This is a genomic window from Sphingomonas sp. SRS2 (assembly GCF_000971055.1).
Lineage (GTDB): Bacteria > Pseudomonadota > Alphaproteobacteria > Sphingomonadales > Sphingomonadaceae > Rhizorhabdus.
In genome coordinates this window covers 127,126-152,559 of the sequence record NZ_LARW01000040.1, presented here as the reverse complement: position 1 = coordinate 152,559, position 25,434 = coordinate 127,126, and the positions used below count along the sequence as shown (strand labels likewise).

At 64.5% G+C, this 25,434-nt stretch carries 29 protein-coding genes and 2 pseudogenes; 14 read left to right on the top strand and 17 right to left on the bottom strand.

The features are described from left to right. Positions 1 to 54: 54 nt before the first annotated feature. Together WP12_RS01460 and WP12_RS01455 are read left to right on the top strand one after the other, a co-directional pair. Entirely contained in the window at positions 55 to 699 is a 645-nt protein-coding gene (locus WP12_RS01460) for a hypothetical protein (protein WP_046191964.1), read from the top strand. Between the two features lie 91 nt (positions 700 to 790). Then, positions 791 to 1,111 (top strand): PilZ domain-containing protein, encoded by a 321-nt coding sequence (locus tag WP12_RS01455; RefSeq protein WP_084690907.1) that lies wholly within the window; start codon positions 791 to 793, stop codon positions 1,109 to 1,111. A 27-nt stretch (positions 1,112 to 1,138) separates the two neighbouring features. Here WP12_RS01455 and WP12_RS01450 read toward each other — a convergent pair whose 3' ends face one another. Further along, positions 1,139 to 1,585 (bottom strand): NfeD family protein, encoded by a 447-nt coding sequence (locus WP12_RS01450; RefSeq protein ID WP_046191963.1) that lies wholly within the window; start codon positions 1,583 to 1,585, stop codon positions 1,139 to 1,141. Then, positions 1,582 to 2,541, bottom strand: coding sequence for an SPFH domain-containing protein (locus WP12_RS01445; RefSeq protein WP_443027842.1), 960 nt, complete (start codon positions 2,539 to 2,541; stop codon positions 1,582 to 1,584). The genes WP12_RS01450 and WP12_RS01445 overlap by 4 nt, the downstream gene beginning before the upstream one ends. Before the next feature lie 207 nt (positions 2,542 to 2,748). Here WP12_RS01445 and WP12_RS01440 point away from each other — a divergent pair, with 207 nt between their 5' ends. Further along, positions 2,749 to 3,528, top strand: coding sequence for a transglutaminase-like domain-containing protein (locus WP12_RS01440; protein ID WP_046192015.1), 780 nt, complete (start codon positions 2,749 to 2,751; stop codon positions 3,526 to 3,528). 90 nt (positions 3,529 to 3,618) lie between these two features. After that, a complete protein-coding gene (locus WP12_RS01435) occupies positions 3,619 to 5,442 on the top strand; it encodes a DUF885 domain-containing protein (RefSeq protein ID WP_046192014.1) in 1,824 nt (607 codons plus the stop codon). On the opposite strand, the gene WP12_RS01430 is transcribed toward WP12_RS01435, so the two are convergent. After that, complete coding sequence (locus WP12_RS01430; protein ID WP_084690906.1) at positions 5,434 to 6,159, bottom strand: Npun_F0296 family exosortase-dependent surface protein; 726 nt, start codon at positions 6,157 to 6,159, stop codon at positions 5,434 to 5,436. The genes WP12_RS01435 and WP12_RS01430 overlap by 9 nt on opposite strands. Positions 6,160 to 6,297: 138 nt before the next feature. Between WP12_RS01430 and WP12_RS01425 the strand changes: the two genes are divergently transcribed. Together WP12_RS01425 and WP12_RS01420 are read left to right on the top strand one after the other, a co-directional pair. Then, positions 6,298 to 6,726 carry a hypothetical protein gene (locus WP12_RS01425; RefSeq protein WP_235398862.1) on the top strand — a complete coding sequence of 143 codons (429 nt, stop codon included), beginning with the start codon at positions 6,298 to 6,300 and terminating at the stop codon, positions 6,724 to 6,726. A gap of 253 nt (positions 6,727 to 6,979) precedes the next feature. After that, positions 6,980 to 8,101, top strand: coding sequence for a PQQ-dependent sugar dehydrogenase (locus tag WP12_RS01420; RefSeq protein WP_046191959.1), 1,122 nt, complete (start codon positions 6,980 to 6,982; stop codon positions 8,099 to 8,101). On the opposite strand, the gene WP12_RS01415 is transcribed toward WP12_RS01420, so the two are convergent. From WP12_RS01415 to WP12_RS01390, 6 genes and pseudogenes are all read right to left on the bottom strand, one after another. Next, positions 8,102 to 8,782, bottom strand: coding sequence for a GNAT family N-acetyltransferase (locus WP12_RS01415; protein ID WP_084690905.1), 681 nt, complete (start codon positions 8,780 to 8,782; stop codon positions 8,102 to 8,104). Between the two features lie 47 nt (positions 8,783 to 8,829). After that, positions 8,830 to 9,609 (bottom strand): SDR family NAD(P)-dependent oxidoreductase, encoded by a 780-nt coding sequence (locus WP12_RS01410; RefSeq protein WP_046191957.1) that lies wholly within the window; start codon positions 9,607 to 9,609, stop codon positions 8,830 to 8,832. Positions 9,610 to 9,757: 148 nt separating this feature from the next. Further along, a pseudogene (locus tag WP12_RS25655) lies at positions 9,758 to 10,038 on the bottom strand (pyridoxamine 5'-phosphate oxidase family protein). Between the two features lie 456 nt (positions 10,039 to 10,494). Beyond that, positions 10,495 to 10,722: a hypothetical protein gene (locus WP12_RS01400; RefSeq protein ID WP_046191956.1), complete on the bottom strand. Its 228-nt coding sequence runs from the start codon at positions 10,720 to 10,722 to the stop codon at positions 10,495 to 10,497. After that, on the bottom strand, positions 10,719 to 11,075 hold the full coding sequence (locus tag WP12_RS01395; RefSeq protein WP_052730146.1) for a response regulator: 357 nt from the start codon (positions 11,073 to 11,075) through the stop codon (positions 10,719 to 10,721). Before WP12_RS01395 ends, WP12_RS01400 begins: the two co-directional genes overlap by 4 nt. A gap of 74 nt (positions 11,076 to 11,149) precedes the next feature. Next, on the bottom strand, positions 11,150 to 11,542 hold the full coding sequence (locus WP12_RS01390) for a response regulator (RefSeq protein WP_235398860.1): 393 nt from the start codon (positions 11,540 to 11,542) through the stop codon (positions 11,150 to 11,152). Between the two features lie 145 nt (positions 11,543 to 11,687). On the opposite strand from WP12_RS01390, the gene WP12_RS23835 reads away from it, so the two are divergent. The 4 genes from WP12_RS23835 to WP12_RS01375 all read left to right on the top strand — a co-directional run bounded on the left by WP12_RS23835 (position 11,688) and on the right by WP12_RS01375 (position 13,940). Then, a complete protein-coding gene (locus WP12_RS23835) occupies positions 11,688 to 11,843 on the top strand; it encodes a DUF3309 family protein (RefSeq protein ID WP_084690904.1) in 156 nt (51 codons plus the stop codon). A gap of 191 nt (positions 11,844 to 12,034) precedes the next feature. Next, positions 12,035 to 12,307, top strand: coding sequence for a BufA2 family periplasmic bufferin-type metallophore (bufA2, locus tag WP12_RS01385; protein ID WP_046191955.1), 273 nt, complete (start codon positions 12,035 to 12,037; stop codon positions 12,305 to 12,307). Positions 12,308 to 12,366: 59 nt separating this feature from the next. Continuing rightward, positions 12,367 to 13,197, top strand: a complete 831-nt coding sequence (gene bufB / locus WP12_RS01380; RefSeq protein WP_046191954.1) for an MNIO family bufferin maturase — start codon at positions 12,367 to 12,369, stop codon at positions 13,195 to 13,197. Then, on the top strand, positions 13,194 to 13,940 hold the full coding sequence (locus tag WP12_RS01375) for an HvfC/BufC N-terminal domain-containing protein (protein WP_046191953.1): 747 nt from the start codon (positions 13,194 to 13,196) through the stop codon (positions 13,938 to 13,940). The genes bufB and WP12_RS01375 overlap by 4 nt, the downstream gene beginning before the upstream one ends. Before the next feature lie 93 nt (positions 13,941 to 14,033). Here WP12_RS01375 and WP12_RS01370 read toward each other — a convergent pair whose 3' ends face one another. Next, entirely contained in the window at positions 14,034 to 14,975 is a 942-nt protein-coding gene (locus WP12_RS01370) for a DUF808 domain-containing protein (protein ID WP_046191952.1), read from the bottom strand. Between the two features lie 95 nt (positions 14,976 to 15,070). Here WP12_RS01370 and WP12_RS01365 point away from each other — a divergent pair, with 95 nt between their 5' ends. After that, on the top strand, positions 15,071 to 16,105 hold the full coding sequence (locus WP12_RS01365) for a potassium channel family protein (RefSeq protein WP_443027841.1): 1,035 nt from the start codon (positions 15,071 to 15,073) through the stop codon (positions 16,103 to 16,105). An 8-nt stretch (positions 16,106 to 16,113) separates the two neighbouring features. Next, positions 16,114 to 16,335, top strand: coding sequence for a DUF2093 domain-containing protein (locus WP12_RS01360; RefSeq protein WP_046191951.1), 222 nt, complete (start codon positions 16,114 to 16,116; stop codon positions 16,333 to 16,335). On the opposite strand, the gene WP12_RS01355 is transcribed toward WP12_RS01360, so the two are convergent. From WP12_RS01355 to WP12_RS01320, 7 genes and pseudogenes are all read right to left on the bottom strand, one after another. Then, complete coding sequence (locus WP12_RS01355) at positions 16,319 to 17,917, bottom strand: NAD(P)/FAD-dependent oxidoreductase (RefSeq protein ID WP_046191950.1); 1,599 nt, start codon at positions 17,915 to 17,917, stop codon at positions 16,319 to 16,321. The two genes, WP12_RS01360 and WP12_RS01355, sit on opposite strands and share 17 nt — an antisense overlap. A gap of 132 nt (positions 17,918 to 18,049) precedes the next feature. Continuing rightward, positions 18,050 to 18,661, bottom strand: coding sequence for a murein L,D-transpeptidase catalytic domain family protein (locus tag WP12_RS01350; RefSeq protein WP_046191949.1), 612 nt, complete (start codon positions 18,659 to 18,661; stop codon positions 18,050 to 18,052). Between the two features lie 11 nt (positions 18,662 to 18,672). Next, positions 18,673 to 20,145 carry a CYTH and CHAD domain-containing protein gene (locus tag WP12_RS01345; RefSeq protein ID WP_046191948.1) on the bottom strand — a complete coding sequence of 491 codons (1,473 nt, stop codon included), beginning with the start codon at positions 20,143 to 20,145 and terminating at the stop codon, positions 18,673 to 18,675. Positions 20,146 to 20,194: 49 nt separating this feature from the next. Next, the gene (locus WP12_RS01340; protein WP_046191947.1) at positions 20,195 to 21,439 is read right to left on the bottom strand and encodes an MFS transporter; all 1,245 of its coding nucleotides are present in this window, start codon (positions 21,437 to 21,439) and stop codon (positions 20,195 to 20,197) included. Positions 21,440 to 21,441: 2 nt separating this feature from the next. After that, a pseudogene (locus WP12_RS23830) lies at positions 21,442 to 21,663 on the bottom strand (M24 family metallopeptidase); the annotation flags it as partial. Between the two features lie 324 nt (positions 21,664 to 21,987). Continuing rightward, on the bottom strand, positions 21,988 to 23,097 hold the full coding sequence (locus WP12_RS01325) for an aminotransferase class V-fold PLP-dependent enzyme (RefSeq protein ID WP_046191944.1): 1,110 nt from the start codon (positions 23,095 to 23,097) through the stop codon (positions 21,988 to 21,990). After that, positions 23,094 to 23,840, bottom strand: coding sequence for a tryptophan 2,3-dioxygenase family protein (locus WP12_RS01320; RefSeq protein ID WP_046191943.1), 747 nt, complete (start codon positions 23,838 to 23,840; stop codon positions 23,094 to 23,096). The genes WP12_RS01325 and WP12_RS01320 overlap by 4 nt, the downstream gene beginning before the upstream one ends. A 174-nt stretch (positions 23,841 to 24,014) precedes the next feature. Between WP12_RS01320 and WP12_RS01315 the strand changes: the two genes are divergently transcribed. Together WP12_RS01315 and pip are read left to right on the top strand one after the other, a co-directional pair. Further along, complete coding sequence (locus WP12_RS01315) at positions 24,015 to 24,482, top strand: Lrp/AsnC family transcriptional regulator (protein WP_046191942.1); 468 nt, start codon at positions 24,015 to 24,017, stop codon at positions 24,480 to 24,482. Further along, complete coding sequence (pip, locus tag WP12_RS01310) at positions 24,479 to 25,426, top strand: prolyl aminopeptidase (RefSeq protein ID WP_046191941.1); 948 nt, start codon at positions 24,479 to 24,481, stop codon at positions 25,424 to 25,426. The genes WP12_RS01315 and pip overlap by 4 nt, the downstream gene beginning before the upstream one ends. Positions 25,427 to 25,434: the final 8 nt, after the last annotated feature.

Below are 25,434 nucleotides of genomic sequence, written 5' to 3'. Positions count from 1 at the left end.
TCCGTAAATCTTGTCTATAATTGTGCAACTAAATTGTGAAAGCGAGGTGGCGACATGGCGAGGGCGGGCAGGAAGCGCAAGGCGGGAGCGCGGGACAAATCGGGACGGCTGATCGCAACCCCGCGGCAGCGCGTCGACAGGGGCACTGCCGAGTTGAGGCTGCACCGGGCGCGGCGGGCGGGTGCGCTGGACCCTCAGGCGGCGCGGCTCTGGCAACAGGGCAAGGCCGAGGAGGCGATCGAGGCGATCGGAAGTGGCGATCACGGCCAGGCGGTCGATGCGATCGGCCGCGCCTGGCTAGCCGGCCTGCTCGCCCATCCGGCGCGCAGCGCGGAGGCTATGCGCGATGCCGGCCGCGTCCTCTTCAAGCTCTACTGGTCGCATTACGCCGAGCTTGCGCCGAGCGGCGGGCTTTATCGTGAGATGCTGGGGCGGGGCATCGTCCGGTCGACAACGGAGCATGATATCGAGCGCGCCGCGCAACTCGAGGGTGCGCTTAACCGGCGGTTCGCGATTCTCGACGATTGCGGACGCGATGTCCGCAAGGCGGTCGAGAGCCTGTGCATCGATCATCATTTCGAGTTCGGACCGTTATGGCTCGACCGGCTGATCGCCGCGCGGCGGCAGAAAATAGCTGCCGATACAGAGGCTTCGCTGCGGATCGAGGCAGCGGTTTTGGGCCTCGCCGCGCTGACCTGACCGACCGATGAAATCCTCACATTCTCAGGCGGCCTTTACCATAACGTAATGAACGCCGTGTTAGCCATTAGTCTGAATTGAGGGACCGCCGATGATTTCGTCCGAAGTTTCCGTAGTAACGCGCTCGCGCCGCAGTGAAGAGCGGCTCCCGGCAGACATCCGCAGCCGTTACGGCACGGGTGGCATGCCGGAGCGGGCGCTGTGCCGCATTCTCGACATGACCACGCGCGGCGCGCGGCTGGAAGTCTATTGCGATCTTCCGCCATCGACCGTGATCACGCTGAAGCTACCCAATACCGGGACGGTCCGGGCGAAGATCATGTGGTCGAAGGATTTCGAGGCGGGCTGCCAATTTCTCGAACCGATAAAGGAGAGCGATCTCTCCACCATCTTCGAGAGGGGACACGCCTGAGTTGATCGTCCTGACACGTTGGGACGATCAGGCCGCCGGCTCCACAACCAGTGTATTTCCCTCCACCGCGATCACGGTGCTGATTGCGCCTGCCGCCATGTCGGGACCCTTGGCGGACCAGAAGCTGTCGCCATCGGTAGCGCGGCCCTGGCCCGCGACAATCGCTTGGCAGATCGTGACGCGCATGCCGATCATCCGCGCTGCGCGATTGTTGAGCAGAGGTTCGGGCGTCGCGGCGTTGCGGCGATAGATATTGCCACCGACATAGATCGAAGCCACCGCGACGACCGCGAAGATGGCAAGGTCAACCGCGAGCGGCGGATCGAACAACAAGGCGACGCCGCCGGTGACGAGCGCCGCCAGCGCTAGCCAGATCAGGAAGACGCCGGGGACGAATATCTCGGCGGCCGCCAGTATCACGGCGGCGATCCACCAGCCCCAGCGCAAATCGATCAGGTCGGCGATCTCGCTCATGCCGGATCGTCCGGGCGCTGGGTTGGCACGCTAACGCTGGCGCGCGGCGCCGCCTTCGTACGGGCTGGCGGTTGCGCTACAGGGAAGCCGTCATCGCCCAATGCAGCCTTCGCCAGCGCGCCGATGCCGCCGAGCGTGCCGATCAGCTGGGTCGCCTCGACCGGGAAGAGGATCGTCTTGGCATTTGGCGAGGTGGCGAACTTGCCGACCGCCTCGACATATTTCTGCGCTACGAAATAGTTGATCGCCAGCGCCTCGCCGCCCGTGATCGCATCGGACACGACACGGGTGGCGGTCGCCTCGGCCTCGGCGGCGCGCTCGCGCGCCTCGGCGTCGCGGAAGGCGCTTTCGCGGCGGCCTTCGGCCTGCAGGATCTGGCTTTGCTTCTGGCCCTCGGCCTTGAGGATCTCGGAGGCGCGCTGGCCCTCAGATTCGAGGATCAGCGCCCGCTTCTCGCGCTCGGCCTTCATCTGACGGCCCATCGCGTTGACGATGTCGGCGGGCGGACGAATGTCCTTCAGCTCCACACGGGTAAGCTTGACGCCCCAGGCGACGGTCGCGTGATCGACCACGCTGAGCAGCCGGGCGTTGATCTCGTCACGCTTCGACAAGGTCTCGTCGAGATCCATCGAGCCCATCACGGTACGCAGGTTGGTGGTGGTGAGCTGAAGCAGCGCGCGGTAGAGATCGGACACCTCATAGGCGGCCTTCGCCGGGTCGAGCACCTGGAAGAAGACGACGCCGTCCACCGCGACCATCGCGTTGTCCTTGGTGATGATCTCCTGCCCGGGGATATCGAGCACCTGTTCCATCATGTTGATCCGCCGGCCGACGCGATCGATGAAGGGCAGGATCAGTGTGAAGCCGGGCTGCGCGGTCTTGATGAAGCGACCAAAGCGCTCAATGGTATATTCGAAGCCCTGCCGGACGACGAGAACCGCCGAGAAGACGAACATGATCGCCAGTATCGCGATCGCTGCGAACAAGATGGCTGCAATGGTCATGCTTCGCTCTCCCGGTTTCCGCGGGATGATAGCGTGTCGTGCGCATCATGACAGCAAAACCCGCTATACGGGTCTTTCTTTGTGCGCAGGGATTCGGTCATGGACACCAAATGCCCGCGGACCGTTACCGATAGCCACGCCAGCGGGGATGAAGACGATATGCGCCTGAAGATCGACACGAGCCTGCGATACCGGATGGCGGAACCTGTCGACGTATTGTTGACGATCGAGGTCGCGCAATTGCCGGACCAGGCGCTGGTCAGCGATCTGCTGACCGTTGACGGCGTCGGGCCGATGCGCGCGATCGACGGCGAGGACGGCATCGGGCGGCGCACATGGATGCACGCCAGCGGCGAATTCGTCGCGCGGTACGAGGCGGTGGTCGACGTTGATCGCCGGACAACGTCGATCGACGAATTGACCATCACTCCCCGTCGCGAATTGCCACCTGAGGTGATCCCATATCTCTGGCCGAGCCGCTATTGCGAGGCGGACCGCTTCGAAGCTTTTGTCGAGCGCGAGTTTCCCGGCGACAATCATGGCGCGAAGATCATGGCGATGTCGCGCTGGATCCATGAGCATCTCGACTATTGCTCGGGATCGAGCGACGCGTCGACGACCGCGGTCGACGTGTTCGTATCGCGGCAGGGCGTGTGCCGCGATTTCGCCCACCTGCTCGCGAGTTTCGCGCGCGCGGCGGGCGTGCCGGCGCGGCTGGTGTCGGCCTATGCCTGGCAGCTCGACCCGCCGGATTTTCATGCGGTAGTGGAAGTGTGGCTGGCGGGCGATTGGTATCTTGTCGATCCGACCGAGCTCGCACCGCTCGATGGGCTGGTGCGGATCGCCGTGGGGCGCGACGCGACCGACATAGCCTTCATGACGGTGTTCGGCACCGCGGAGATGGTCGAGCAGGCTATATCGGTCAGCCGTATCGCCTAGTCGCCCGATCGATGCGCGGGCTCTGGCGGAAGCGATCATGAAGCGCTTACAGTCATGTCATCAGACACGCTCGACCCGAAAGGGAACATCATGGATCGCCGTACCTTCATCGCTTCCGCCGGCACCGCCGCGCTGATGGCTGGCCTGCAGGCCGCGCCGGGCAGCGCCGAGCCAGCGGCTCCGCTCTCCAGAGACGACGCTGCGCTCAACCTCTTGTTCGATCGCATCTTCGCCGACACGCTGGACAACAGTCCGCAATTCTGCACGCAGCTCGGCTATGACAAGGGCGATCGCGCCGCGGCCAAGAGCAAGCTCGATAGCCGGGGGCTTGCCGACACGGCCAAGGATCTCGCCCGCACGAAGGCATGGCTCGCGCAGCTCGAAGCCTTCCCGGCGGCCAAGCTCTCCCCGTCCGCAGCGCTGAATCGGGAGATCGTCCTTTATTCGCTGCGCAACCAGGCGGTCGCGCCCGAGAGTTTCGACATCGACAGCGTGATCCGGCCCTATCGCATCTTTCAGCAGGGCGGGTCCTATTTCAGCACTCCCGATTTTCTGAACGATGCGCATGTCATCGCCACTCTCGAGGATTGCGACGCCTATCTCGCGCGTCTCGACGCCTTCGCGACGCAGCTCGATCAGGATAGCGAGGTGCAACGGGCGCGATCCGCCCGGGGGTTCACCGCGCCCGATTTCTCGATCGACCTGACGATCGGACAACTCGAAAAACTTCGCAACGCGCCGGCCGGTAATAGCGGGCTGGTCGGATCGCTGGTGCGCCGCGCGCGCGACAAGGGGATCGAGGGCGATTTCGCCTCGCCCGCCGCCGAGACGGTCGCGACCAAGGTCTATCCAGCGCTCGACCGGCAGATCGCGCTGATGAAGGAGTTGCGCGGCAAGACGCAGGCCGGCGCGGGCGTGTGGCGCTTGCCGCAGGGCGATGCGATCTATGCGGCGGCGCTCGCCCAGGCGACGACGACGAGCTTCACCCCCGACGAGGTCCACAAGATGGGTCTCGACCAGGTCGCCGAGATTTCAGCCGAGCTCGATATGATCCTGAAGGGGCAGGGCTTCACCAAGGGCGGCATCGGCGAGCGGCTGACCGCGCTGAACGCCGATGCGCGGCAACTCTATCCGAACAGTGCGGAGGGGCGGGCACAGCTTATCGCCTCGCTCAACGAGGGCGTGAAGGCGATGTATGCCAGACTGCCCGCCGCCTTTTCGCACATTCCTACAGCGCCGCTCGAAATCCGCGCGGTGCCGGTGGACATCCAGGACGGCGCGTCGAACGGCTATTATAAGCGCGCGACGCTCGATGGCTCACGGCCAGCTATCTATTATATCAACCTGAAGGATGTTGCCGACTGGCCGAAATATACGCTGCCATCGCTGACCTATCATGAGGGCGTGCCGGGCCATCATCTCCAGATCAGTCTTGCGCAGGAATCGAAGGATATTCCGACGTTGCGGAAGATCAGCTTCTTCGGCGCATACAGCGAAGGCTGGGCGCTCTATGCCGAGCAACTGTCCGACGAACTGAAGGGCTATGCCGATCCGCTGGAGCGGGCCGGCTTCCTCCAGTCCTTCCTGTTCCGCGCTGCGCGGCTCGTCGTCGACACGGGCATCCACACCCGCAAATGGGACCGGGAAAAGGCCACCAGCTATCTGGTCGATACAACAGGTTTCGCCCGGCCGCGCTCGCAACGCGAGGTTGAGCGCTATTGCACGCAGCCGGGGCAGGCCTGCTCATATAAAGTTGGGCATATGGCGTGGGTCCGCGCGCGCGCCAACGCCCGGAAGGAGTTGGGCACGCGGTTCGACCTGCGCTATTTCCATGACGTGCTAAAAAGCGGCGCGATGCCGCTGACCGTTATGGAGCGGCTGGTCGAGGCGCGGACGAAAGCGGTGTCAGGCTAGAGCGAAGGCGGGGCGTCCGGCGATCTGCCCGGCGCTCCGCTTGCGCAGGCTCCATCCGATTGCGCCGAAACCGAGCATCATCATCGCCCAGGTCGCCGGCTCCGGCGCGGCGCTGACCACCGAAGTGCCGATCGTCAGATTGTCGAACTCGAAACCGCCGCCGCCATTCTGGACGAGCTGGACGCGGTTGAAGGCGCTGTCGCTGCGGAAGTTGAAGAAGGCGTACATCTCGCCGCTATTCCCGCTGGCGAACGGATTGCCGTAATAGCCGCTGTTGAAGCCCGAGGAGGACTGCAGCACCGACTGAAGTGCGAAGGTCCCGAGCAGGGTGTTGTCGTTATACAGCGCGACCGCATTGTTGCCGTCGAGCGCGGAGCCCCACAGGCCGAAATAGTTGACGCTCTGCGAGAGCTGGATCGTTGCCGGGTCACCGTTGACGGAACCGTAATTGCCGGTGCCGCCGACGCCGCCATAGATGTTGGCGCCCGCGATGTTGACGAAGCCGCTGGTGGTCGTGCCAGTGATGGGCGATCCGGCGAAGCTGACGGTCGGCAGGCCATTGGTAGCGCCGTTGAGGTTGGCGATTGAAAAATTATAGCCCGACACCGTCGGCGCGGTGGCGCCAGCGGATTCGACGGAGACAAGCACGGCCGCGGCGGCAGGCATGGCGACAACGCCGCATAGCGCGGATAGCGCGAAGATGAGTGATCTGAACATACGCTACAACCCCGTTACACGACCAGGCGCGCGCGCCCAGATGGCGAAGCTAGCAAATTTCACGCCGAAGGGAAGGGCGCGCCGATGCCGAGGCCGGTGGAGTTAGACGAAACTACTGCTATATCGCCATCGATGAGCATGACCAATATCGACGTCTGGGTGGGAAAGACGCTGTTTATCCCGCCGATCGTCAAACTTTGCCAGATCACCAAGCAGAGCCAATATGCCGTTTCGCGGCTGTTCTGGTTCATTACTGCGCTCGACCAGCTGCGCATCGCGACGTCGCTGACGTCGCAGATCATCGCCGGCCTGTTCAGCATCTTCATGATGTTCACGGCGTCGATGCGCGCCGACATGCCCGCCTTCAGCATGATGTGGTTCCGCATGGTGGCGCTGGCGTTCCTGGTGCTCGATGTCTTTTCGGGCGTCGTCAGCGGGACGTGGCGCGGCGTGGAGATCTGGGTGCTGGTGCTCTTCGCGGAATATGCCGCGACGATCACCACGATACCACCGAAAGAGGACAAGAAGGCCGCCAGAAACCTGCGCGCGAGCGAGGCCGGTCGCTGACCGGCGATCGACCGCCTTCGCTTGTGAATATCGTACCAATAATACAGATGGGCTGCGATCTACGTGCGGGCTTCACGGACAGGCAGATCGCGCTCTCGCCAGATCGTGAATGGCGATCATCGTTCTGCCCGGCGAAAAACCAGCGACTACGAGGCTGAGCGGGCTCAAGCCGCTCTGAGAAGCCGCCCGGCTGCGGCGCGCGGAAACCTTTTGGGTCATGCTCGGTTAGCCAAAGAATCAGGAGACGATTGCCATGCACCGCATCAATGCTCTTTGTGCGTTCCTTGCCCTGTCCGGCGCGGCGGTAGCACCGGCGGCGCAGGCCCCGATCACCGGCTCGCGCCCTGCTGCGCCGCAACCCTTCGAGATCAGCGCGCTCGCCGCCTTCGACAGCCCATGGGCGCTGGCCTTTCTGCCCGATGGCCGGATGCTTGTGACCGAGAAAGCAGGGCGGATGCTGTTGCTGTCGGCTGATGGCAAGCAGCGCGTGGCCATCGGGGGTATCCCCGAAGTCGATTCGAGCGGGCAGGGTGCGCTGGGCGAAGTCGTCGCGCATCCCGATTTCGCGGCGAACCGGCTGGTCTATTTCAGCTATTCGGCGCCGGGCTCGCCCAATGGCGTCGTGCTGGCGCGCGGCAAGCTGATCGGCAACCTGAAGGGCGCGCGCCTCGACGAGGTGACGACGATCTACAAGGCGCATCCGTTGGTCAGCGGCGGACATTATGCCGGCCGGATCGCCTTCGCGCCGGATGGGCATCTTTTCTTTTCGCTGGGCGAGCGGCAGAAATTCACGCCGGCGCAGGAACTTGACGGCGTGCTCGGAAAGGTCGTCAGGCTTACCGCCGATGGCAAGCCCGCGCCGGGCAATCCGCTGGCCGCCAAGGGCGGAGACCCGGCGATCTGGAGCTATGGCCATCGTAATCCGCTCGGCCTCGCCTTCGATCTGAAAGGTCGGCTGTGGGATGCCGAGATGGGGCCGAAGGGCGGCGACGAGGTCAACCTGATCCTGCCCGCGCGCAACTATGGCTGGCCGATCGTGTCGAACGGCAGTCATTATGACGGCCGGGATATCCCGGATCATCCGACAAAAGCCGAATATGAAGCGCCGAAGGTGAGCTGGAATCCAGCGATCTCGCCGTCGAGCCTGCTAATCTATTCAGGCAAGCTGTTCCCCAACTGGCATGGCAAGGCGCTGATTGGTGCGCTGTCGGGCGAGGCGCTGATCCTCGTCGATCTTGGTGGCGGCGGTGCTCAGGAAGAGGCGCGATATGCCATGGGCAAGCGCATCCGCGCGGTCGACCAGGGGCCGGACGGGGCGGTTTATCTGCTCGAGGACAAGGAAGGCGGACGGCTGCTCAAGCTCACGCCCAAGTGATTAAGCACCCCGCAGGACGAGCACCGTGACATCGCAGCGGATGGCGAAGCCGAGCGATTCGTAAAGTCGGATCGCGCCGGTATTATCGGCATAGGCGTGGAGAAAGGGCGTCTCGCCACGCGCCTCGATCCGGGTAGCGACAATGCGCGACAGCAGCCCCGCATAGCCTTTGCCGCGAAAATCGGGATGGGTGCACACCCCGCTTACCTCGGTGAAGCCATCGGGCTTGATCCGTTCGCCCGCCATCGCGGCTAGCCGGCCATTTTCACGGATGCCGATGAAGCCGCCGAAGCGATGCGTACTGGCAAGAAAGGGGCCGGGTTCGGTCAGCGTGGCGAGCGCCAGCATATCCGGCGCGTCGGCGTCGCCGAGTGGCCGGACGCGCTCGTCGATCTCCGCCGGCTGGAGATTTCGGGCAACCATCTGAACACCCGTCGCACGCTTCTCCAGCACGGTTCCCTCAGGTATCGCGATTTCGCCCGCCTCAAGCAGCGCCACGATGCAATCTGGGGAGATGAGTTGGGCTAGGGCGGCCTGGCTCTCCGGGCTGGCATCGCAGGCGGCCGCGAAGGGGCTGATGTCGGGCAGGTAACGGCACGCCAACGGCCCGCCGTGCGCAAGATCGCGATGGCGGCCGTTGAGCGCATTCCAGATCGGGCGATCGAGCGGGTGAGAAGCCATGGCCGCGGCATAGCATGATTGCCGCCACCGCACATGGCGCTCACGGATCAGGCGATGAAATTGACCAGGCCGCCCTCGGCCCGCAGCGCAGCGCCATTCGTCGCCGAAGACCGGGGGCTGGCGACATAGGTGACGAGATTGGCCACCTCTTCGGCCTCAAGCATGCGCTGGACCAGGGACGAGGCGCGGGCTGTGGCGAAGAATTCGGCTTCAATCTGCTCGATCGGCGCTTCGGGGTCGCTCGCCTGGCCGCGCAGGAAATCGACGATTCCAGCGGCGCGGGTCGGGCCGGGTAGCACCGAGTTGACGGTGACGTTGGTTCCACGCGTCAATTGGGCCAGTCCACGCGCGACCGACAGCTGCGCGCTCTTGGTCATGCCATAATGGATCATGTCGGATGGGATCATCAGGCCGGATTCGCTGGAGATGAAGATGATCCGGCCCCAGTTGCGATCGAGCATCCCCGGCAGATAGGCTCGCGACAGGCGAACGCCGCTCATGACGTTGACGTCGAACAGACGAGCCCAGTCGGCATCGGCGATGTCGCCGAACGCCTTGCTTTCATAGACGCCGAGATTGTTGACTAGGATGTCGATCACAGGCGCGGCGGCGGCGATGGCGGCGGCGCCTTCGGCGGCCGCCGCATCGGCGAGCAACCCACTTGCCGCGCCGCCGACCTCGGAAACGGCGGCATCGAGTTTCGCCTTGTCGCGGCCGGTGATGATGACGGTCGCACCCTCGGCGGCAAGGCCGCGGGCGATTTCGAGACCGATGCCGGCGGTGCCACCGGTGACGAGTGCAGTCTTATCGTTCAGGTGCAGGTTCATGATGTCCTCCTTGGCTGGGGGCTGATTTAGCGCTTGCGCGGCGACGAAACTATTTCCACAAAATCACAAAAAGCTGTGAATGGAGTTCATCAATGGCCCGCATCCTGATGGAACGTTCAGGCGAAATGGCCGTGTTCGCGCGCGTGGTTCAGGAGGGTGGTTTCTCCGTCATCGCTTTGAGGCGAGCGAGCTTCTCCTCGTCGCCGGTCACGAGTCGGGCGGTGCCGAACAGCATTGCCGATCGATAATTGGCCGAATGGTGGAAAGCCGAACGCGCGAGGACGAGGCCGTCGAGATGGGTGACGGTTAGGCACACGTCGAGTCCTGGCTGGCGCGCAACGCGCGGCTCGCGCTTGAGCCGTGCCAGTAGACCGCATCGCCTTCACGCCAGTAGGGGGTCGGTGTCACCACCGGATAGCCATTGAACATATAGCCTACGTGGCACAGCATCCCAGCATCCCAGCATCCCAGCATCCCAGCATCCCGGCATCCCGGCATCCAGCACGGCATCGAGCGTCGCGCGGTCGTAGGCGGCGCGTTCGTTGACGCGCTTGACCCGTGTCCGCGCGCTGGGCGGTGATCCTGTCACTATGACCCCCCTGGTCGATGCTGGCTTCTGGAAGGGAGCGTGACGCCCCGCCCTGGAGGACGGCGGGGCGGGGCACGCTCAAGCACAGACCGCCCCCGATATGCGCGGCGGTGTGCCCTTTTAGCTATCTAGCGGATTTGGATGGGAATTGCCAGTTGGCGCGAAGACCCGCCGGCCACGGTCCGGCGGGTCCGCACACTCTCCTGAGCCGAGGGTAGAGGGGGGCTCGTTCGGCTCGGATCAGAAAACCATCGAGGTGAAGCTAAGTTCCTGAATCGGACGACGAGCCGCGCCGCTCAGGGCATTGCCAGGCTGCTCAATTCGCGGATGCTGATGCCGTAGACGTCGCAGATGTGATCGCGCAGCGCGCGCTTCGCCAGCGCCATCTCAACATAGGCTTCCTCCTCGGCCGCCTCGGCATCGAGGTTCACCTCGAACGACGATGGCACGAGCGCTTCCCAACTGCTGCTGTGCCGCGCCGCGGCTTCGCGGACCTGCGCCACCAGATGCCGGCCGTCCGTCATTGCGGTTGCCTGGTAAAGTGGCGAAAGGCGGTGGCGATCGCGACGTGATCCAGCGGCTTGGACAGTATGATGTCTTCAGGATCGCAGGGATCGCATTCCTCGGGCGTGCCGGTGATGAAGATGACCGGGATCGGGCCCAGCTTGTCATGAATTGTCCGCACTGCGATCGGACCGCGCCCGTCGGCCAGGCAAACGTCCGAGGTTATCAGGTCGGGACGATGGGCAAGCGCGGCATCGACCGCTTCAGACTGCGAAGCGGCGATGTCCACGGTGCATGCGCCTTGGGCGCGCAGCACATCCTCAATGAGCATGGCGACAAACGGTTCGTCTTCGATAATCAATACATGCGACACGACACACCACTCGAACAATGATGTGGCCTAACGTCCGGAATGGCGATGCGGGTCCGTGCTTTCGAGCTTTGCGATCAAGCGCTCAGCCGGTCGATCTCAGCGATGAGAGTGCCGGCGCGATACGGCTTCTGGAGAAAAGGTATCGTGGCAGGCATGCTCGCGTCGCCCTGATATAGATGGCCTGAGGTCAGCAGGATTGGCAGTGCGGGCCAGCGCTCCCGGACGCGTTCCGCAAGTTCGAGGCCATCGACCTTGCCCGGCATCTTGATGTCGGTGAACAACAGCCTGATGTCGTCGCGGCTGTCGAGCAGGGTGAGCGCCTCATCGCCGGTCTCGACGCCCACCACGTCATAGCCCGCATCCTCGATCGCATCGATCGCCATCAGCCGGACGAATAGCTCATCTTCTACAACGAGGACGACCGCCTTGGGATCGTGATCTTCGAATTCATGGCGAATTTCCGACAAAAAATCCCCCCTTTCAAGGAGCAAGGCCAAGTAGCAGTGCCCGATTCACTCGATAGAATCCAGTCAGGAAGCGCATCGTGTGAACTGCCGAAGGAACAGGGCGCCTGTCAGACCGTTACGCCCTCAGTACAACAAGGAGGCCAGGATGCTTGGGACTATTCTTCTTATCTTGCTCATATTGCTGCTGGTCGGCGCGCTGCCGACCTGGGGGCACAGCGCCAATTGGGGCTATGGCCCGTCGGGTCTGCTCGGCGTTGTCGTCGTCATCCTGCTGATCCTCGTCCTGACCGGACGCCTCTGATCGAAGGCGGCGGCGGACTTTTTCGCCGCCGCCTTTCTCCCGATCTGCCTTATGCTTCACCGCGCGATCGAGTAGGTTCGTCGAGCCTGCGTTGCTACGATGGTGAAATAATTTTCAGGCAGTGTAACCTCGCCGCTCGCCACTCCGTATTTTCGGAAGCCAAGACCGGCGAACATGAGGGAGAGTTTTACATGATCACCGTAAAGACCGGCGTCAGCGCCGCTTCGGCCGCCGCGCTGCTCGCGCTTGCTGCCGTATCAACGCCCGCATTCGCGGATCATCATGGCGAGGCCAAGAAGGTCAATTGCTATGGCGTCAACAGCTGCAAGGGTGCGTCGGACTGCAAGACCGCAGACCATGGCTGCAAGGGTCAGAATACGTGCAAGGGGACCGGCGTCAACGCAATGACCGCCGAAGCCTGCACCGCCGCCGGTGGCACCACCACCGAACCCAAGAAGAAGTAGTCGACAGGCCCGTCCGCGCGCCCGTCTGGCGCGTGGACGGGCATTTTCGCGAGACGTCCATGTCCGTTCACAGCTTCGGCCTCGGCCTGCGCAAGCCGCATTATAAGGACTTCCTCGATGGCGATACGCTGGTCGCGGTCGATTTCGTAGAGGTCATCTCGGAAAATTTCATGGTCGATGGCGGCCGCCCGCGCCACATCCTCCGCCAGGTGCGCGAGCGGCATCCCGTGGCGCTCCATGGCGTATCGATGTCGATCGGATCGGCCGACGGCATCGACCGCGACTATCTCCGCCGCCTGCGCGCGCTGGTCGACGAAGTCGATCCGATCCTCGTTTCCGATCATCTGTGCTGGACGCGGGTCGAAGGATTCAATTCACACGATCTGCTACCGCTTCCCTATACAGAGGAAGCGCTGGACGTGGTCTGCGCCAATATCGCCATCGCGCAGGATATGCTCGGCCGCGAAATGCTGATCGAGAATCCGTCGAGCTATGTCGCCTTTGCCGACGCGCCGATGACCGAATGGCAATTTCTCGATGCGATGTGCGCGCGCACCGGCTGCGCGCTGCTGCTCGATGTCAACAACATCTACGTTAGCGCCACCAACCATGGCTTCGACGCGCAGGACTATCTGGCGGGGATCCCCGCCGACCGGGTGCGTCAGATCCATCTCGCCGGGCATAGCCAGGGCCGGCAGCTGCTGATCGACACGCATGATAAGCCGGTGCCGCCCCGGGTCTGGGCGCTTTACGAAGCCGCACTGGCGCGGGTCGGGCCGGTCGCGACGATGATCGAGCGCGACGACGACATACCGCCGCTCGCCGAACTGCTCGAGGAACTCACCATCGCGCGTGACATGGCGCGGCCTGACGCGCGGAGGGCTGCATGACCCTGCTTGCGCTGCAACGCGATTTCCGCGCCTGGATCGCCGAGGAGTCGCGGGATGCGGCGGCGCGGATCGGGCCGGGCGCCGGGCCGGGGCTCGACGTTTACCAGAATAATTACCGTGCCTCGCTGATCGCCTGCCTGAGCGAGGCGTTCGAGCGGGTGCGGCTGTGGATCGGCGAAGAGCGTTTCGTGGCGACCGCCTCGGCGCATATCGACGTCACCCCGCCTCATGCCTGGACGCTCGACGCCTATGCCGGCGGCTTTCCCGAGACGCTGGAGCTGCTGTTCGGCGACGAACCGGAGATCGCCGAGCTTGGCTGGCTCGATCTCGCGCTGTCGGAAGCCTTTGTCGGGCCTGACGCCGATTCCATCGATCCGGCATCGCTCGGCGCAGTCGACTGGGACAATGCCGTATTGCGGCTCGCGCCGACGCTGACGACCCGCATGTTAAGGACCAACGCAGCCGCGATCTGGTCCGCGCTGTCGGCGGAAGAGAAGCCGCCGGTGGCCGAGCGCCTCCCCGCGCCCGGGCTCATGATCGTGTGGCGCAAGGCGTTGACCCCCTGTTACCGGACCGGCGAACCCGGCGAGGGGCTGGCGCTCGATCTGGTGGCTCAGCGGACGGCCTTCGCCGGGATCTGCGCTGCGCTGATCGATGCACATGGCGAGGAGCAGGGCGTTGCCATGGCGGGCGGGCTGCTCGGCCGGTGGATCGCGGACGGGATGCTTGTCGCGGTCGAGTAATCGTTTCGACGGGGGCTACGATCGATTCGTCATACCCCGCTCGCCTGACAGCGGCGCGGACAGGGAAGGACGATCATGCGGTAGCGGGCATCTCTAATGCTTCTTGCCGACTAAGGACCCCGCGACATGGACCAGCGGCACGATCGCGCCGCCCACGACCAGTCCGACGATCCCCGAGCATAGCGCCGTGACCAGCCACGACACCGCGCCGGAGGCGACTGGCGCGGCATGACCCGCCGCTTCGGCGAGATGGTGGATTGTCTCTGCCGGCGCGTGGATGCCGAAGGCTTCGAGGCCGTGAACGAGGATGCCGCCGCCGACCCAGATCATCGCGGCGGTGCCGATGATCGACAGCCAACGCATCACGATCGGCATGCCCTGCACCAGTGCGCGGCCGACCGCGCGGGTCGCGGCGATGCTGCGTTGGGCGAGGTGGAGGCCGATATCGTCCATTTTCACGATCAGGGCGACGACGCCGTAGACGCCGATCGTGATCGCGATCCCCACCGCCGCAAGCACGCCAGCGCGCAACGCGACAGGCTCGCTCGCGACCTCGGCGAGCGCGATCGCCATGATTTCCGCCGACAGGATCAGGTCGGTGCGGATCGCGCCCGAGATCTGCTGCTTCTCGAGCGTCGCCGCGTCGAGGGTGACGAGGTCCTCCTCGACATGGCTTTCGCCCTTTATCGCCTCGATCACCTTCTCCGCGCCTTCGAAGCAGAGATAGGCGCCGCCGAGCATCAGCAGCGGCGTCACGGCCCATGGCGCGAAACTGCTGAGCAAGAGCGCCGCCGGCAGCAGGATGATCAGCTTGTTGCGCAGCGAGCCCATCGCGATCTTAGCGATGATCGGCAGTTCGCGGTCCGGGGTCAGGCCGGTGACGTAGCGCGGCGTCACCGCCGCATCGTCGACGACCACGCCGGCGGCCTTCGCGCCGGCCTTGCCCGCGGCCGCGCCGACATCGTCGAGCGAGGCGGCGGCGAGCTTTGTCAGCCCCGCGATGTCATCCAGCAGTGCGACCAGTCCAGACGCCATTCGCTATTCCTCTTGAAAGTCTGACCGTTCTCTAGAGAGCTTGGCGAACGGATCAAAGCGCAACTGTTTCCGTTGAGCGCCGAAGGGGATAGACCATCAGCGTGCGCCGCTTCATTCCCACCCCCGAAAGCCTTCTGACCCTGCGCCGCAAAAGCGGGACGCCGGTATGGCTGTCGCTGTTCTGGCGGGTGTTGCTGGCGCTGGCGCTGATCGGCGTCGCGCTGGCGGGGCACTGGTTCGATCGGGACGGGTTGCGCGACAATATCGACGGAGTGATCAGCTTTGCCGATGTCCTTTATTTCACGATGATCACCGTCACCACGGTCGGCTATGGCGATATCGTGCCGGTGACCCAGCAGGCGCGGCTGTTCGATACTTTTGTCGTCACCCCCGTGCGTCTTTTCGTCTGGCTGATCTTCCTGGGGACGGCCTATGATTTCCTGTTAAAACGCGTCTGGGAGAAATGGCGGATGAGCGTGATCCAGGCCAAGCTGCACGGCCATGTCGTCGTCGCGGGCTTCGGCACCAGCGGCAGCGAGGCGGTGAGCGAGCTTATCCGGCGCGGCACCCACCCGGAGTCGATCGTAGTCATCGACCAGCATGACGATAGCCTGAAGGCCGCTGAGGCCTGCGGGGCCAACGTCATCGACGGCGACGCCACGCGCAACGCGACGCTCGAGGCCGTGAAGGTCGATCGCGCGCGGTCGATCGTGGTATCGGCTGGACGCGACGATACCTCCATCCTGATCGTGCTGACCGCGCGGCGGCTCGCACCCGATGTGCCGATCAGCGTTGTGATCCGGTCGGAAGATAATGAGGCGCTCGCGCGACAGGCGGGAGCGAACACGGTGATCAATCCGGCGAGCTTCGCCGGGCTGCTGCTCGCGGGATCGACCCACGGGCCGCACATCGCCGACTATATGGCCGATCTTGCCAATGCAGGCGGGCCCATAACGCTGCACGAACGCGCGGTGACGCCCGACGAGATCGGCAAGCCGCTGTGCGATATCGCGACCGGTGTCGGCCTGCGCATCTATCGCGGCGCGGATCATCTCGAGGAACGGACGACCCGGCTCGAAGCGGGCGACCTGATCGTCGAGGTGGTTTCCAAACCGGATGCGAAGGGTTAGGCGGAGCGATGCTCTTTTCCGGAAAGCTCGCCATCCTGCATTATGACACGCCGCACTTCGATGTGGTCCAGCGGGGCGACTATGTTCTATGCGCGGTGACGGGCGAGCGGATCTCCCTCGATCATCTGCGCTACTGGAGCGTGGAACGTCAGGAAGCTTATCGCGGCAGTATCGAGGCCCATGCCGCGCAAGTCGCCGGCGGCGCGGCCAATCTCAGGCGTTCAGACTGAGCGCGAGTGCTTCGGCGACCTTGATGCCGTCGACCGCCGCCGAGAGGATGCCGCCGGCATAGCCCGCGCCTTCGCCGGCCGGATAGAGGCCCGCGACGTTGAGGCTCTGGAGATCCTTGCCGCGGGTGATGCGGACCGGGGAGGAGGTGCGTGTCTCTACACCGGTCATCATCGCGTCGGGATCGTCATAGCGTGGGATTTGCCGTCCGAAGACGGGTAGCGCCTCGCGCAGCGCCTCGACCGCGAAGTCGGGCAGACATGACGCCAGGTCGGTGAGGTGGACGCCGGGCTTGTAGGACGGGGTCACCTCGCCGAATGCTGTCGACGGCCGGGCGGCGAGGAAGTCGCCAACGCGCTGGCCGGGCGCTTCATAGGTCGATCCGCCCGCAACATAGGCGCGCTCTTCCCAATGGCGCTGTAGCGCGACGCCGGCGAGCGGATGGCCGGGATAGTCGCGCTCGGGATCGATGCCGACAACGAGCCCCGAATTGGCGTTGAACTCCTGCCGCGAATATTGACTCATGCCGTTGGTGACGACGCGGCCCGGCTCGGACGCCGCAGCAACAACGCGCCCGCCGGGGCACATGCAGAAGCTGTAGACGCTGCGGCCATTGGCGCAGTGGTGTGACAGGCTATAGGCCGCCGCGCCGAGATCGGGATGGCCTGCGCAGGGGCCGAAGCGGGCGCGGTCGATCCAGCTTTGCGGATGTTCGATCCGTACGCCGATCGAGAAGGGCTTCGCTTCGATGTGCACGCCGCGATCGTGGAGCATGTGGAAGGTGTCGCGCGCGCTGTGGCCGACCGCGAGAACGACGCGATCGGTTTCGATGAAGTCGCCGGTATGGATGTGCAGGCCGCGCACCCGGCCATCCTCGATCGCGATGTCATCGACGCGATGCTCCCAGCGATATTCGCCGCCGAGCGACTGGATCGTCTCGCGCATGCTTTCGACCATCGTCACCAGACGGAAGGTGCCGATATGCGGATGCGCCTCGGTCAGGATCTCGGGCGGGGCGCCCGCCTTGACGAACTCGGTCAGCACCTTGCGGCCAAGGAAGCGCGGGTCCTTGATCTGGCTGTAGAGTTTGCCGTCCGAGAAGGTGCCCGCGCCGCCCTCGCCGAACTGAACGTTGGATTCGGGATGGAGCACGCCGCGCCGCCACAGGCCCCAGGTGTCCTTGGTCCGCTCGCGCACCACCTTGCCGCGATCGAGGATGATCGGGCGGAAGCCCATCTGGGCGAGGATCAGTCCCGCGAACAGGCCGCAGGGCCCCGCGCCGATCACCACGGGACGCGTCGTGCCGGGCCGCGCCTGCGTCACGAAACGATAGCCGGTGTCGGGGGTCGGCCGTACGTGCGTGTCCCCCTCGAAGCGGGCGAGGGTGGCGGCTTCGTCGGCCAGTTCGACATCTACCGAATAGACCATCAGGATCGCCGACTTGCGGCGCGCGTCATTGGCGCGGCGGGCGATAGTGAAGGACAGTAGCTCGGCGGGCGCGATCGCGAGACGCTCGATGATCGCCGCGGGCAACGCCTCGGCGGGATGGTCGAGCGGCAGTTTCAGGTCGGACAGGCGAAGCATCGCGCGGCTTTACGAGCGGCAGGGGAGCACGGCAATCTCTACAGCACGTCCCAGAACATGAAATAGACCAGCGCGAACCAGGCGAGCAGCGCGGCAACGCCGCTGATCCAGCCGAGATTGCGGCGAAACCATTCAGCCATTCGACCGCCCCACATATAGCATTCGTCCCCGTGCGAGACGGGCGAGCACCAGGCCTATATCCTGTTCGCCGAACGCGAAGCAGCCATCGCTGCGGCCGAGCTTGCCCTGGCGTGCGGCGACATCGGGATTGGCGTACCAGGCCGAGTGAATGACGATCGCGCGCTCCCCGGCATGGGCGTTGCTGGGATCGAGTCCGATCAATCGGCGCGAGGGACCGTGAACGCCTTCATAGGCCTCGCCGGTGAGATAGGCGCCTTCGGAGGTGGCGGCGGAGCCTACCGCGTCGGAGAAGGCCTGCAGCATGCCGCTATGCTCGGGGTCGGAGCCCTTGCCATGCGCGACGAGCAGGGCTGTGGTCGTGCCCTTCAGGATATCGACGAGGAAGAAGCGGGGCGCCGAGGAGGGCAGGCCGAAATCGGCGATGGCGATCACATCGCGCGACCAGATTGCGTCATGATGGACGAACAGGGCTTTCAGCGCGCGATCGGCAAGGCGCGGATCGATCATCGGCGCGGCGGAGGCGAGGCCAGGCGGAGTGGCGCCCAATAGCGGCGTGCCGCAGGCGAAGAGACCGGCAATGGCATGGCGGCGGGAGAAGATCATCGGCGGCAGGTTCAGCCGCGCCAGAAGCGCTTGCTGTCGATCAGCGGTTCGAAACAGTCTTCGGCGCGGTCGAGCAGCCGTGCCCGGGATTTCTTGCGCCGCATCGGAAGATCAGCGTCGAGGCCGAGCCGACGGAGCAGCTCAGGGGCCGCTGCCATGTCGTTGAGTTCGCCGAGCTTGTCCTGCAACGCTTCGAGGCGATCGAGAAAGCGGTCGAGCCGGCGGCGCGGCTTCCGACCGGGATAGAGGGACACAAAGAACTCGGCTGCGTAGCGGAGCTTCTTGGCATCCTTGCGGACGCTGTGGCGACGTTCGTCGTCAAGCGACGAGAGGCCATGCCCCTCACGCTTGATCCGCTTGCGCAGGCTATCGAGCCGATCGTCCGCAAAGCTCCGGATGTCCTTGTCGCGCAGTGCGGCGTCTTCGGGCGCGGTCTGCCAATGGCCGAGCGCGATCCATTCGGCGATCTCGATCGGCAGGAGGCGGACGCGGCTGCTTTCGAGCAGGCTGCGGACATGCGCGAAATTGGTGTCGCGAATCGCGCCGAGCGCCGTCCGCGCCGCGCCTTCCAGCTTCGGGACGAGCACGTCGATGTCACGGATTCCGCCCAGTTCACCGGCCAGCCAGCGGCATTCGGCGTTGAACAGGCCCGCCTGCCTGTCGCCGGCGAAGAGCGGCTTGAAAAGGAACAGCGCGGTCCGCAACCGGCGTAGCGCAACTCGCGCCTGATGCACCGCCTCCACCGCGCCGTTGTCGAGCAGAACCGCCTCGTTGATCCGATATTGCCGGAGGCAGGAGTCGACGATCGCCGCGAAAGCCGTGCCGGCCGTGCCATCGCTATCGAGCCGGACCGGATCGGCCTTTGCGGGCGCCGCAAGCTTGCCTGCCACCAGCGCATAGCCCCGCGCCGACTTGGTCCGCACGCCGAGGCGCACCGGAATTTCCTCGTTGAGCTGCCGGGCGAGATCGAACAACGCCTGGGGGGTGCCTTGCTTCAGCTCGAATTCGATCTCCGATATTGGCGCGCTGTGATCGTCGGCGCGAGCCTGGCCCTGGTCGATCGCATATTCGATCAGGGTCGCGCCGGGTCGCTCGATCATGCCATCGATCCGGTCGATGTCGGTGACGAACAGCGCGGCGATCCGCTTCAGGTCGCGCGCGTCGACGAACTGGCGGAGCGGGCCGGTCGAATCGGTGAGCACGGGCCAGTCGCCGCTCACCGGCTGTTCCCATTCGCCACGCACGAACAGTCCCGCCGCCCTGCTGCCCGCCGCCTTCACCGTCTGGATGCGTTCGTCATCGGTGCGGCGTATGCGGAGCGAATAGCCGGCCTTCGCAAGCTGCTGGTCGGGTGTATCGAAATAGGTGGCTACCAGCCGCCGCTGCCGTCCGCTCTGGCTGCCCAGCAAAGGCGACGCCAGAAGGCGATCCCGGTCGGCGGGATCATATTCGAGTTTGAGTTCGATTTCGACAGGATCGGTCATTGCGGGTCACCCTACTATGCCGCCGTTACGAAGTCATGGCATGCCGACGTCAGCCGGGCGGCATTTCTGGCTCGTCCTCCGGCCGCAGCAGATTTTCGGGTAGCGGCCGGACGCGGATCAGGAGCAATGCGATGATAAGCACCAGAGCGGCGAGCGTGCCCGTGAACGTCACCACCCCTGGCCATCCCAGACGCGCCCAGGCGATTCCGCCGACGGGGCCCATCAGGCTGCCGCCCATATAATAGAAGAACAGATAAATCGCCGCGGCCATGCCACGATCTGCGCCCGCACGATGGCTTATCCATGCTGAAGCTATCGAATGGACCCCGAAGATCCCGATCGTCGCGAGCCCTATGCCGCTTATGATGGCGAGGAGAGGCTGCGCAGCGGTGAGCAGTGCGCCCGCAAGTATCAGCACCGCCGGCATCCAGAAGGTATGTCGTCGGCTCAGCCGGCCGCTAAGCGCACCGAACCCCGCCGAACTGGCCGAACCCAGGATGTAGAGGAGAAAGATCGCGCCGATCGCGGCATGGCCGAGCAGGTAGGGCGGAGCGATCAGGCGGAAGCTGGTGTAATTATAGATCGTCACGAAGATGCCCATGATCAGCCCACCGGCGGCGAACAGCAGCCGGATTGCGGGATCGGCGAACAGGTGGCGGATCGAGGCGATAATGCTGCCGGCATCGTGGCGGCGCGCAACGAAGCCCTGCGGGACAGGCGATAGCCACCAGAAGACGACCGCCGAGAGCAGGGCGGCAATGCCGAGCACGGCAAAGCTCGACCGCCAGCCGAGATAATCGGCGAGCATGCTGACGGCGAGCCGGCCCGCCATCCCACCAAGCGCCGATCCGGCGATGTAGAGCCCCATCGATGCACCTACCGATGCGCGTTCTACCTCATCGGCGATATAGGCCATCGCGACCGCCGGAATGCCGGCCAGGGCGACGCCGGTGAGAAGTCGTAGGCCCAGCAAGGTGCCCCAGCCCGGGAGCAGCGCGACAGCCAGCGTCAGCAGTGCGGCGGTGAACAGCGATGCGATCATCAGCGGCCGCCGCCCGATCCGGTCCGAAACCAGGCCAGCGACCAGGATCATGACAGCCAGCGGTGCGGTTGCGACCGATATGGCGAGGCTCGCTTCGGCTGGGGTCAGGCGATATTCCTGGGCGAATAGCGGCAGCAGCGGCTGGACGCCGTAGAGCAGCGAGAAGGTCGAGAAGCCTGCCGCGAGCATCGCCAAGGACAGGCGGCGGAAGGCGGGTGTTCCCTTGACGATCGGAAAGGCGGAAGTCGGCACGGTCAGGCGAACGGCTCGTCGATCGACGCGGGCGGGCGGGTGAACCAGCGCGGGCCCTGCGCGGTCATGTGGAAGCAATCCTCGACCCGCACCCCGAATGCGCCGGGGATGTAGATGCCGGGCTCATTGGAGAAGCACATGCCGGGCGCGAGCGGCGTCGTCTCACCATGAACGAGGTTGACCGATTCGTGCCCGTCCATGCCGACGCCGAAGCCCGCGCGCTGGCCGAGCGCGGTATAGCGGACGTCTAGCACAGTGCTGCGGCCGGCGTGGCCGAACAGCGGGTCGACCCGCGCGCCGCCTTCGATGAGCGCCTTGTCGAGGTCGAGCGCGCGCAACGCTGCGAGGCCGGTGGGCTGGATCATCAGCCCCTACCTGATCGGCCTTGCGCATCACATCGCTCGAAGAGAGTGACGCGGTGGCCGCCGCGGTGGAGCATCAGCGCGGCGGCAAGTCCGCCGGGGCCGCATCCCCCGACCGCAATATGGAGTTGCTGCATCAACACGTGGCCCCCAAGCAGAGCCGCCTCGATAGCGAGCGCCGTGCGGTCAGGCCAGCGCGATAGAGAAATCGCGCGCGATAGCGCCGATTCGAACAGCTTCGTCGTCACGATTCCAGATGTGGAACGACATGCGGACCCTATTCCCACGTCGATCGAACCGCGCGTTGGCGTGCGCTAACGCCGCGGCGAAGGCGTCGGGGCGATCGCTTTGCAGGCAGAGCGTTCCGCCGCGCATGGACATGTCCAGATCAACGTCTGCGGCGTTGGCGAAAACGTCCATGAGCCGCCGGTTGTGGGCCAAGATGTCGGCGACCCCGATGGCGGCGATCGTTTCGATACCAGCGGTCGCGACGACATAGGGTGCGATCGATGGTGTGCCGCCCCAGAAGCGGCGCGCATCGGGCGCGTAGCGGAAATCGTCGATGTCGAAAGCGAAAGGATCGGCGTGTGAAAACCAGCCGACGTTGAGCGGCGTGGCGCGTTCGATCAGACCAGGCGAGGCCCAGAGGAATCCCGCACCGGGACCGCCGCACAGCCATTTCACACAGGAGCCGATGATCGCGTCGATGCCCCAGCTCTCGGCATCGATCGGCAATATACCCGCCGATTGCGCGACATCGACGATCGAAACCGCACCCATCGATCGGGCACGCGCGGTGACCTCGGCTATCGGCGAGAGGTGGCCGCTGTTCGAATGGACATGCATGGCAACGACGGCGGCGACGCGGTCGTCGATAGCGTCGCGCCAGGTCGACGGTGCGGCGGGGTCGCCGTCGATCAGCGTCAGCCGATAGCCCAGCCGTTCGCATGTCCGCATCGCGAAACCGATCGAGGGAAAGGCTTGCCGCGAGCCGACGAGGATATCCTTGCCCGCAACGCGGGGCAGGCCCGACAGCAGGCTGAACAACGCCGCCGAGACGCTGGGCTGGGGGCAGACGAGCTCGGTTCGGCTGCCGAGCAGGCCGGCTATGGCCGCGCGAAAGCCATCGATCGCGTCGAGCCAGGCGGGCCAGCCATCCGATGCTTCGCCAGCCCATGGCGCGAATAATGCGGCATCGATCGCGCTGCGCGCCGCTACGGGAAGGCAGCCGACAGAATGGGCGAGCAGATAGGCTCCGGGCCCCGGGACCTCGAATAGCCGCCGAGCGTCGTTCATGCCGCCTCGTTGTGCGAGATGCTGTCGCGCACCTTGCCGTAATGCACGCCCCAATCGTCGGTCATCGCGACGCGAACATCCCACAGTTCGGGGAAGAAGCGATGCTTTGCGCCTGCCTGGAGAAGATCCACCGAGCGGCCCTTCAGCGACGCCGAGCCCATGCCGATTGAGCGATGGATCAGGAAGATATGGTTCGAACGGAATTTACCGAACAGCTCATCGAGTTCGATCAGCGCCTCCGCAATCGCATAGGCGGCGTCATGGGCATAATCCTGGTCGTAGATCGAGCGGATCGTGCGCCCAGCGCCGCGGACATAGCGCGCGTCGAAACTGCGCCATAGCTCGGGGACGATCTTGAGCAGGATACGGAAGCCCGGTGACTCCTGGCCGCTGCCATTGCCGAGCTGGAGACGGATCTGCTGATAATCCTTCGGCGACATCGTCTCGAGTATATCGAGCTGGGCGGTCATCAGGCGTAGAAGCCGATGGCAACGCTCAAGCAGCGTGATGACGCGATGGGTTTCGCCCGTCTGGAGATGGTCGTCGGCCTCGATCAGGCTGTAGGCGATCAGCTTCATCCACAGCTCCTCGACCTGATGGACAATCTGGAACTGAAGTTCGTCGCGGTTGACGAGATCGCCGAAATCCTTCTGGCAAGCGAGCAGCGAGCCGGTACGGAGATAGAGCTCATAATCGAGCGCTCCGGGTGCCTGCATCTCGGCATAGATCTTCGCGCGGTCCATCGGCTCTCTCCTGTTTCCCGATAGGAAGATAGCATCGGGATGCCGGGACATTGTTCGCAAAATACCGTATAAGTTGGGATCGCGTAGAACGATTGCAGTTCGCATGGGCAATTTGGTGGTCGATCGTACCAAGGGCCTCTTTTCAAACGGAGCGGCCCGAGCTAGCCTGTGACAATGCCCATCGATCAGATCGACCGCCAGTTGCTCGCGCTCCTCGAGGGCGACGCGCGCATGTCCTTCGCCAGCCTGGGGGAATCGGTGGGGCTATCGAAGACGCCTTGCTGGAAGCGGGTACAGGCGCTTGAGGCGGTGGGAGCTATCCGGGGCTATCATGCGACGGTCGATCCAGAGGCGCTCGACCTGGGGACCACCGCCTTCGTGCGGATCAGCGTGCGGTTCGACAAGCATGAGGCATTTGAGAACGCGGTGCGGGTGCATCCGATGATCGTAAATTGCCATGCGACGGTAGGCGATACCGACTATCTGGCGCATATCCTCGCGCGTGACATGACCGATCTCGATGGCTTCCTGCGCACTGATCTGTGGCGGCTGCCCGGGGTCGAACGCTTCACCACGACGATCGCTATGCGCGAAATCAAGACCGGCGGATCGATCACCGCCAATGCGGGACGCAAGATATGACTGAACTCCGTACCCTCTATCCGCCGATCGAACCCTATGAAACGGGCATGCTGGATGTCGGTGATGGTCACAGCATCTATTATGAGCGGGTCGGCACGCGCGGCGCGAAGCCTGCGGTGTTCCTGCATGGCGGACCGGGCGGCGGAATATCCGCCGACCACCGCCGGCTGTTCGATCCGGCGCGCTATGATCTGCTGTTGTTCGACCAGCGGGGTTGCGGTCGATCGACGCCGCACGCCGAACTGGAGGCCAACACGACCTGGCATCTGGTCGCGGATATCGAGCGGTTGCGCGTTCTGGCGGGGGCGGAGCGCTGGCTGGTGTTCGGCGGCAGCTGGGGGTCGACGCTGGCGCTGGCCTATGCCGAGAAGTTTCCCGAGCGGGTCAGCGAGCTCATCTTGCGCGGCATCTTCATGGCGACGCCGGACGAAGCACGCTGGTATTATCAGCGTGGCGCATCGCAGATGTTCCCCGACAAATGGGAACGCTTCCTGGCGCCAATCCCTGAGGCGGAGCGCGGGGATCTGATCGCCGCGTATAACCGGCGGCTGACCGGCGACGACGTACAAGCGCAGCTGGAGGCGGCGAAGGCGTGGAGCCTGTGGGAGGGCGAGACGATCACGCTGCTCCCAAGCGCCGACCTCAGCAGCGCGCACGCCGATGATCATTTCGCGATCGCCTTCGCGCGGATCGAGAACCATTATTTCAGTCATGACTGCTGGCTGGAGCCGCAGCAGTTGTTGCGCGATGCTGGCCGGCTGCATGGCATGAAGGGGGTGATCGTCCATGGCCGCTATGACATGCCGTGCCCCGCGCGCTATGCCTGGGACCTGCACAAGGCATGGCCGGATGCCGAATTGCACCTGATCGAGGGGGCGGGGCATGCCTATACCGAGCCGGGCATATTGGATCAGCTGATAAAGGCGACCGACCGGTTCGCATAAAGGGGGGA

What these genes read in the sequence shown, in the direction of transcription:
- WP12_RS01460 (WP_046191964.1), top strand. Translation starts at nt 55, where the DNA reads ATGGCGAGGGCGGGCAGGAAGCGCAAGGCGGGAGCGCGGGACAAATCG.
- WP12_RS01455 (WP_084690907.1), top strand. Translation starts at nt 791, where the DNA reads ATGATTTCGTCCGAAGTTTCCGTAGTAACGCGCTCGCGCCGCAGTGAA.
- WP12_RS01450 (WP_046191963.1), bottom strand. Translation starts at nt 1,585, where the DNA reads ATGAGCGAGATCGCCGACCTGATCGATTTGCGCTGGGGCTGGTGGATC.
- WP12_RS01445 (WP_443027842.1), bottom strand. Translation starts at nt 2,541, where the DNA reads ATGTTCGTCTTCTCGGCGGTTCTCGTCGTCCGGCAGGGCTTCGAATAT.
- WP12_RS01440 (WP_046192015.1), top strand. Translation starts at nt 2,749, where the DNA reads ATGCGCCTGAAGATCGACACGAGCCTGCGATACCGGATGGCGGAACCT.
- WP12_RS01435 (WP_046192014.1), top strand. Translation starts at nt 3,619, where the DNA reads ATGGATCGCCGTACCTTCATCGCTTCCGCCGGCACCGCCGCGCTGATG.
- WP12_RS01430 (WP_084690906.1), bottom strand. Translation starts at nt 6,159, where the DNA reads ATGTTCAGATCACTCATCTTCGCGCTATCCGCGCTATGCGGCGTTGTC.
- WP12_RS01425 (WP_235398862.1), top strand. Translation starts at nt 6,298, where the DNA reads ATGACCAATATCGACGTCTGGGTGGGAAAGACGCTGTTTATCCCGCCG.
- WP12_RS01420 (WP_046191959.1), top strand. Translation starts at nt 6,980, where the DNA reads ATGCACCGCATCAATGCTCTTTGTGCGTTCCTTGCCCTGTCCGGCGCG.
- WP12_RS01415 (WP_084690905.1), bottom strand. Translation starts at nt 8,782, where the DNA reads ATGGCTTCTCACCCGCTCGATCGCCCGATCTGGAATGCGCTCAACGGC.
- WP12_RS01410 (WP_046191957.1), bottom strand. Translation starts at nt 9,609, where the DNA reads ATGAACCTGCACCTGAACGATAAGACTGCACTCGTCACCGGTGGCACC.
- WP12_RS01400 (WP_046191956.1), bottom strand. Translation starts at nt 10,722, where the DNA reads ATGACGGACGGCCGGCATCTGGTGGCGCAGGTCCGCGAAGCCGCGGCG.
- WP12_RS23835 (WP_084690904.1), top strand. Translation starts at nt 11,688, where the DNA reads ATGCTTGGGACTATTCTTCTTATCTTGCTCATATTGCTGCTGGTCGGC.
- bufA2 (WP_046191955.1), top strand. Translation starts at nt 12,035, where the DNA reads ATGATCACCGTAAAGACCGGCGTCAGCGCCGCTTCGGCCGCCGCGCTG.
- bufB (WP_046191954.1), top strand. Translation starts at nt 12,367, where the DNA reads ATGTCCGTTCACAGCTTCGGCCTCGGCCTGCGCAAGCCGCATTATAAG.
- WP12_RS01375 (WP_046191953.1), top strand. Translation starts at nt 13,194, where the DNA reads ATGACCCTGCTTGCGCTGCAACGCGATTTCCGCGCCTGGATCGCCGAG.
- WP12_RS01370 (WP_046191952.1), bottom strand. Translation starts at nt 14,975, where the DNA reads ATGGCGTCTGGACTGGTCGCACTGCTGGATGACATCGCGGGGCTGACA.
- WP12_RS01360 (WP_046191951.1), top strand. Translation starts at nt 16,114, where the DNA reads ATGCTCTTTTCCGGAAAGCTCGCCATCCTGCATTATGACACGCCGCAC.
- WP12_RS01355 (WP_046191950.1), bottom strand. Translation starts at nt 17,917, where the DNA reads ATGCTTCGCCTGTCCGACCTGAAACTGCCGCTCGACCATCCCGCCGAG.
- WP12_RS01350 (WP_046191949.1), bottom strand. Translation starts at nt 18,661, where the DNA reads ATGATCTTCTCCCGCCGCCATGCCATTGCCGGTCTCTTCGCCTGCGGC.
- WP12_RS01345 (WP_046191948.1), bottom strand. Translation starts at nt 20,145, where the DNA reads ATGACCGATCCTGTCGAAATCGAACTCAAACTCGAATATGATCCCGCC.
- WP12_RS01325 (WP_046191944.1), bottom strand. Translation starts at nt 23,097, where the DNA reads ATGAACGACGCTCGGCGGCTATTCGAGGTCCCGGGGCCCGGAGCCTAT.
- WP12_RS01320 (WP_046191943.1), bottom strand. Translation starts at nt 23,840, where the DNA reads ATGGACCGCGCGAAGATCTATGCCGAGATGCAGGCACCCGGAGCGCTC.
- WP12_RS01315 (WP_046191942.1), top strand. Translation starts at nt 24,015, where the DNA reads ATGCCCATCGATCAGATCGACCGCCAGTTGCTCGCGCTCCTCGAGGGC.
- pip (WP_046191941.1), top strand. Translation starts at nt 24,479, where the DNA reads ATGACTGAACTCCGTACCCTCTATCCGCCGATCGAACCCTATGAAACG.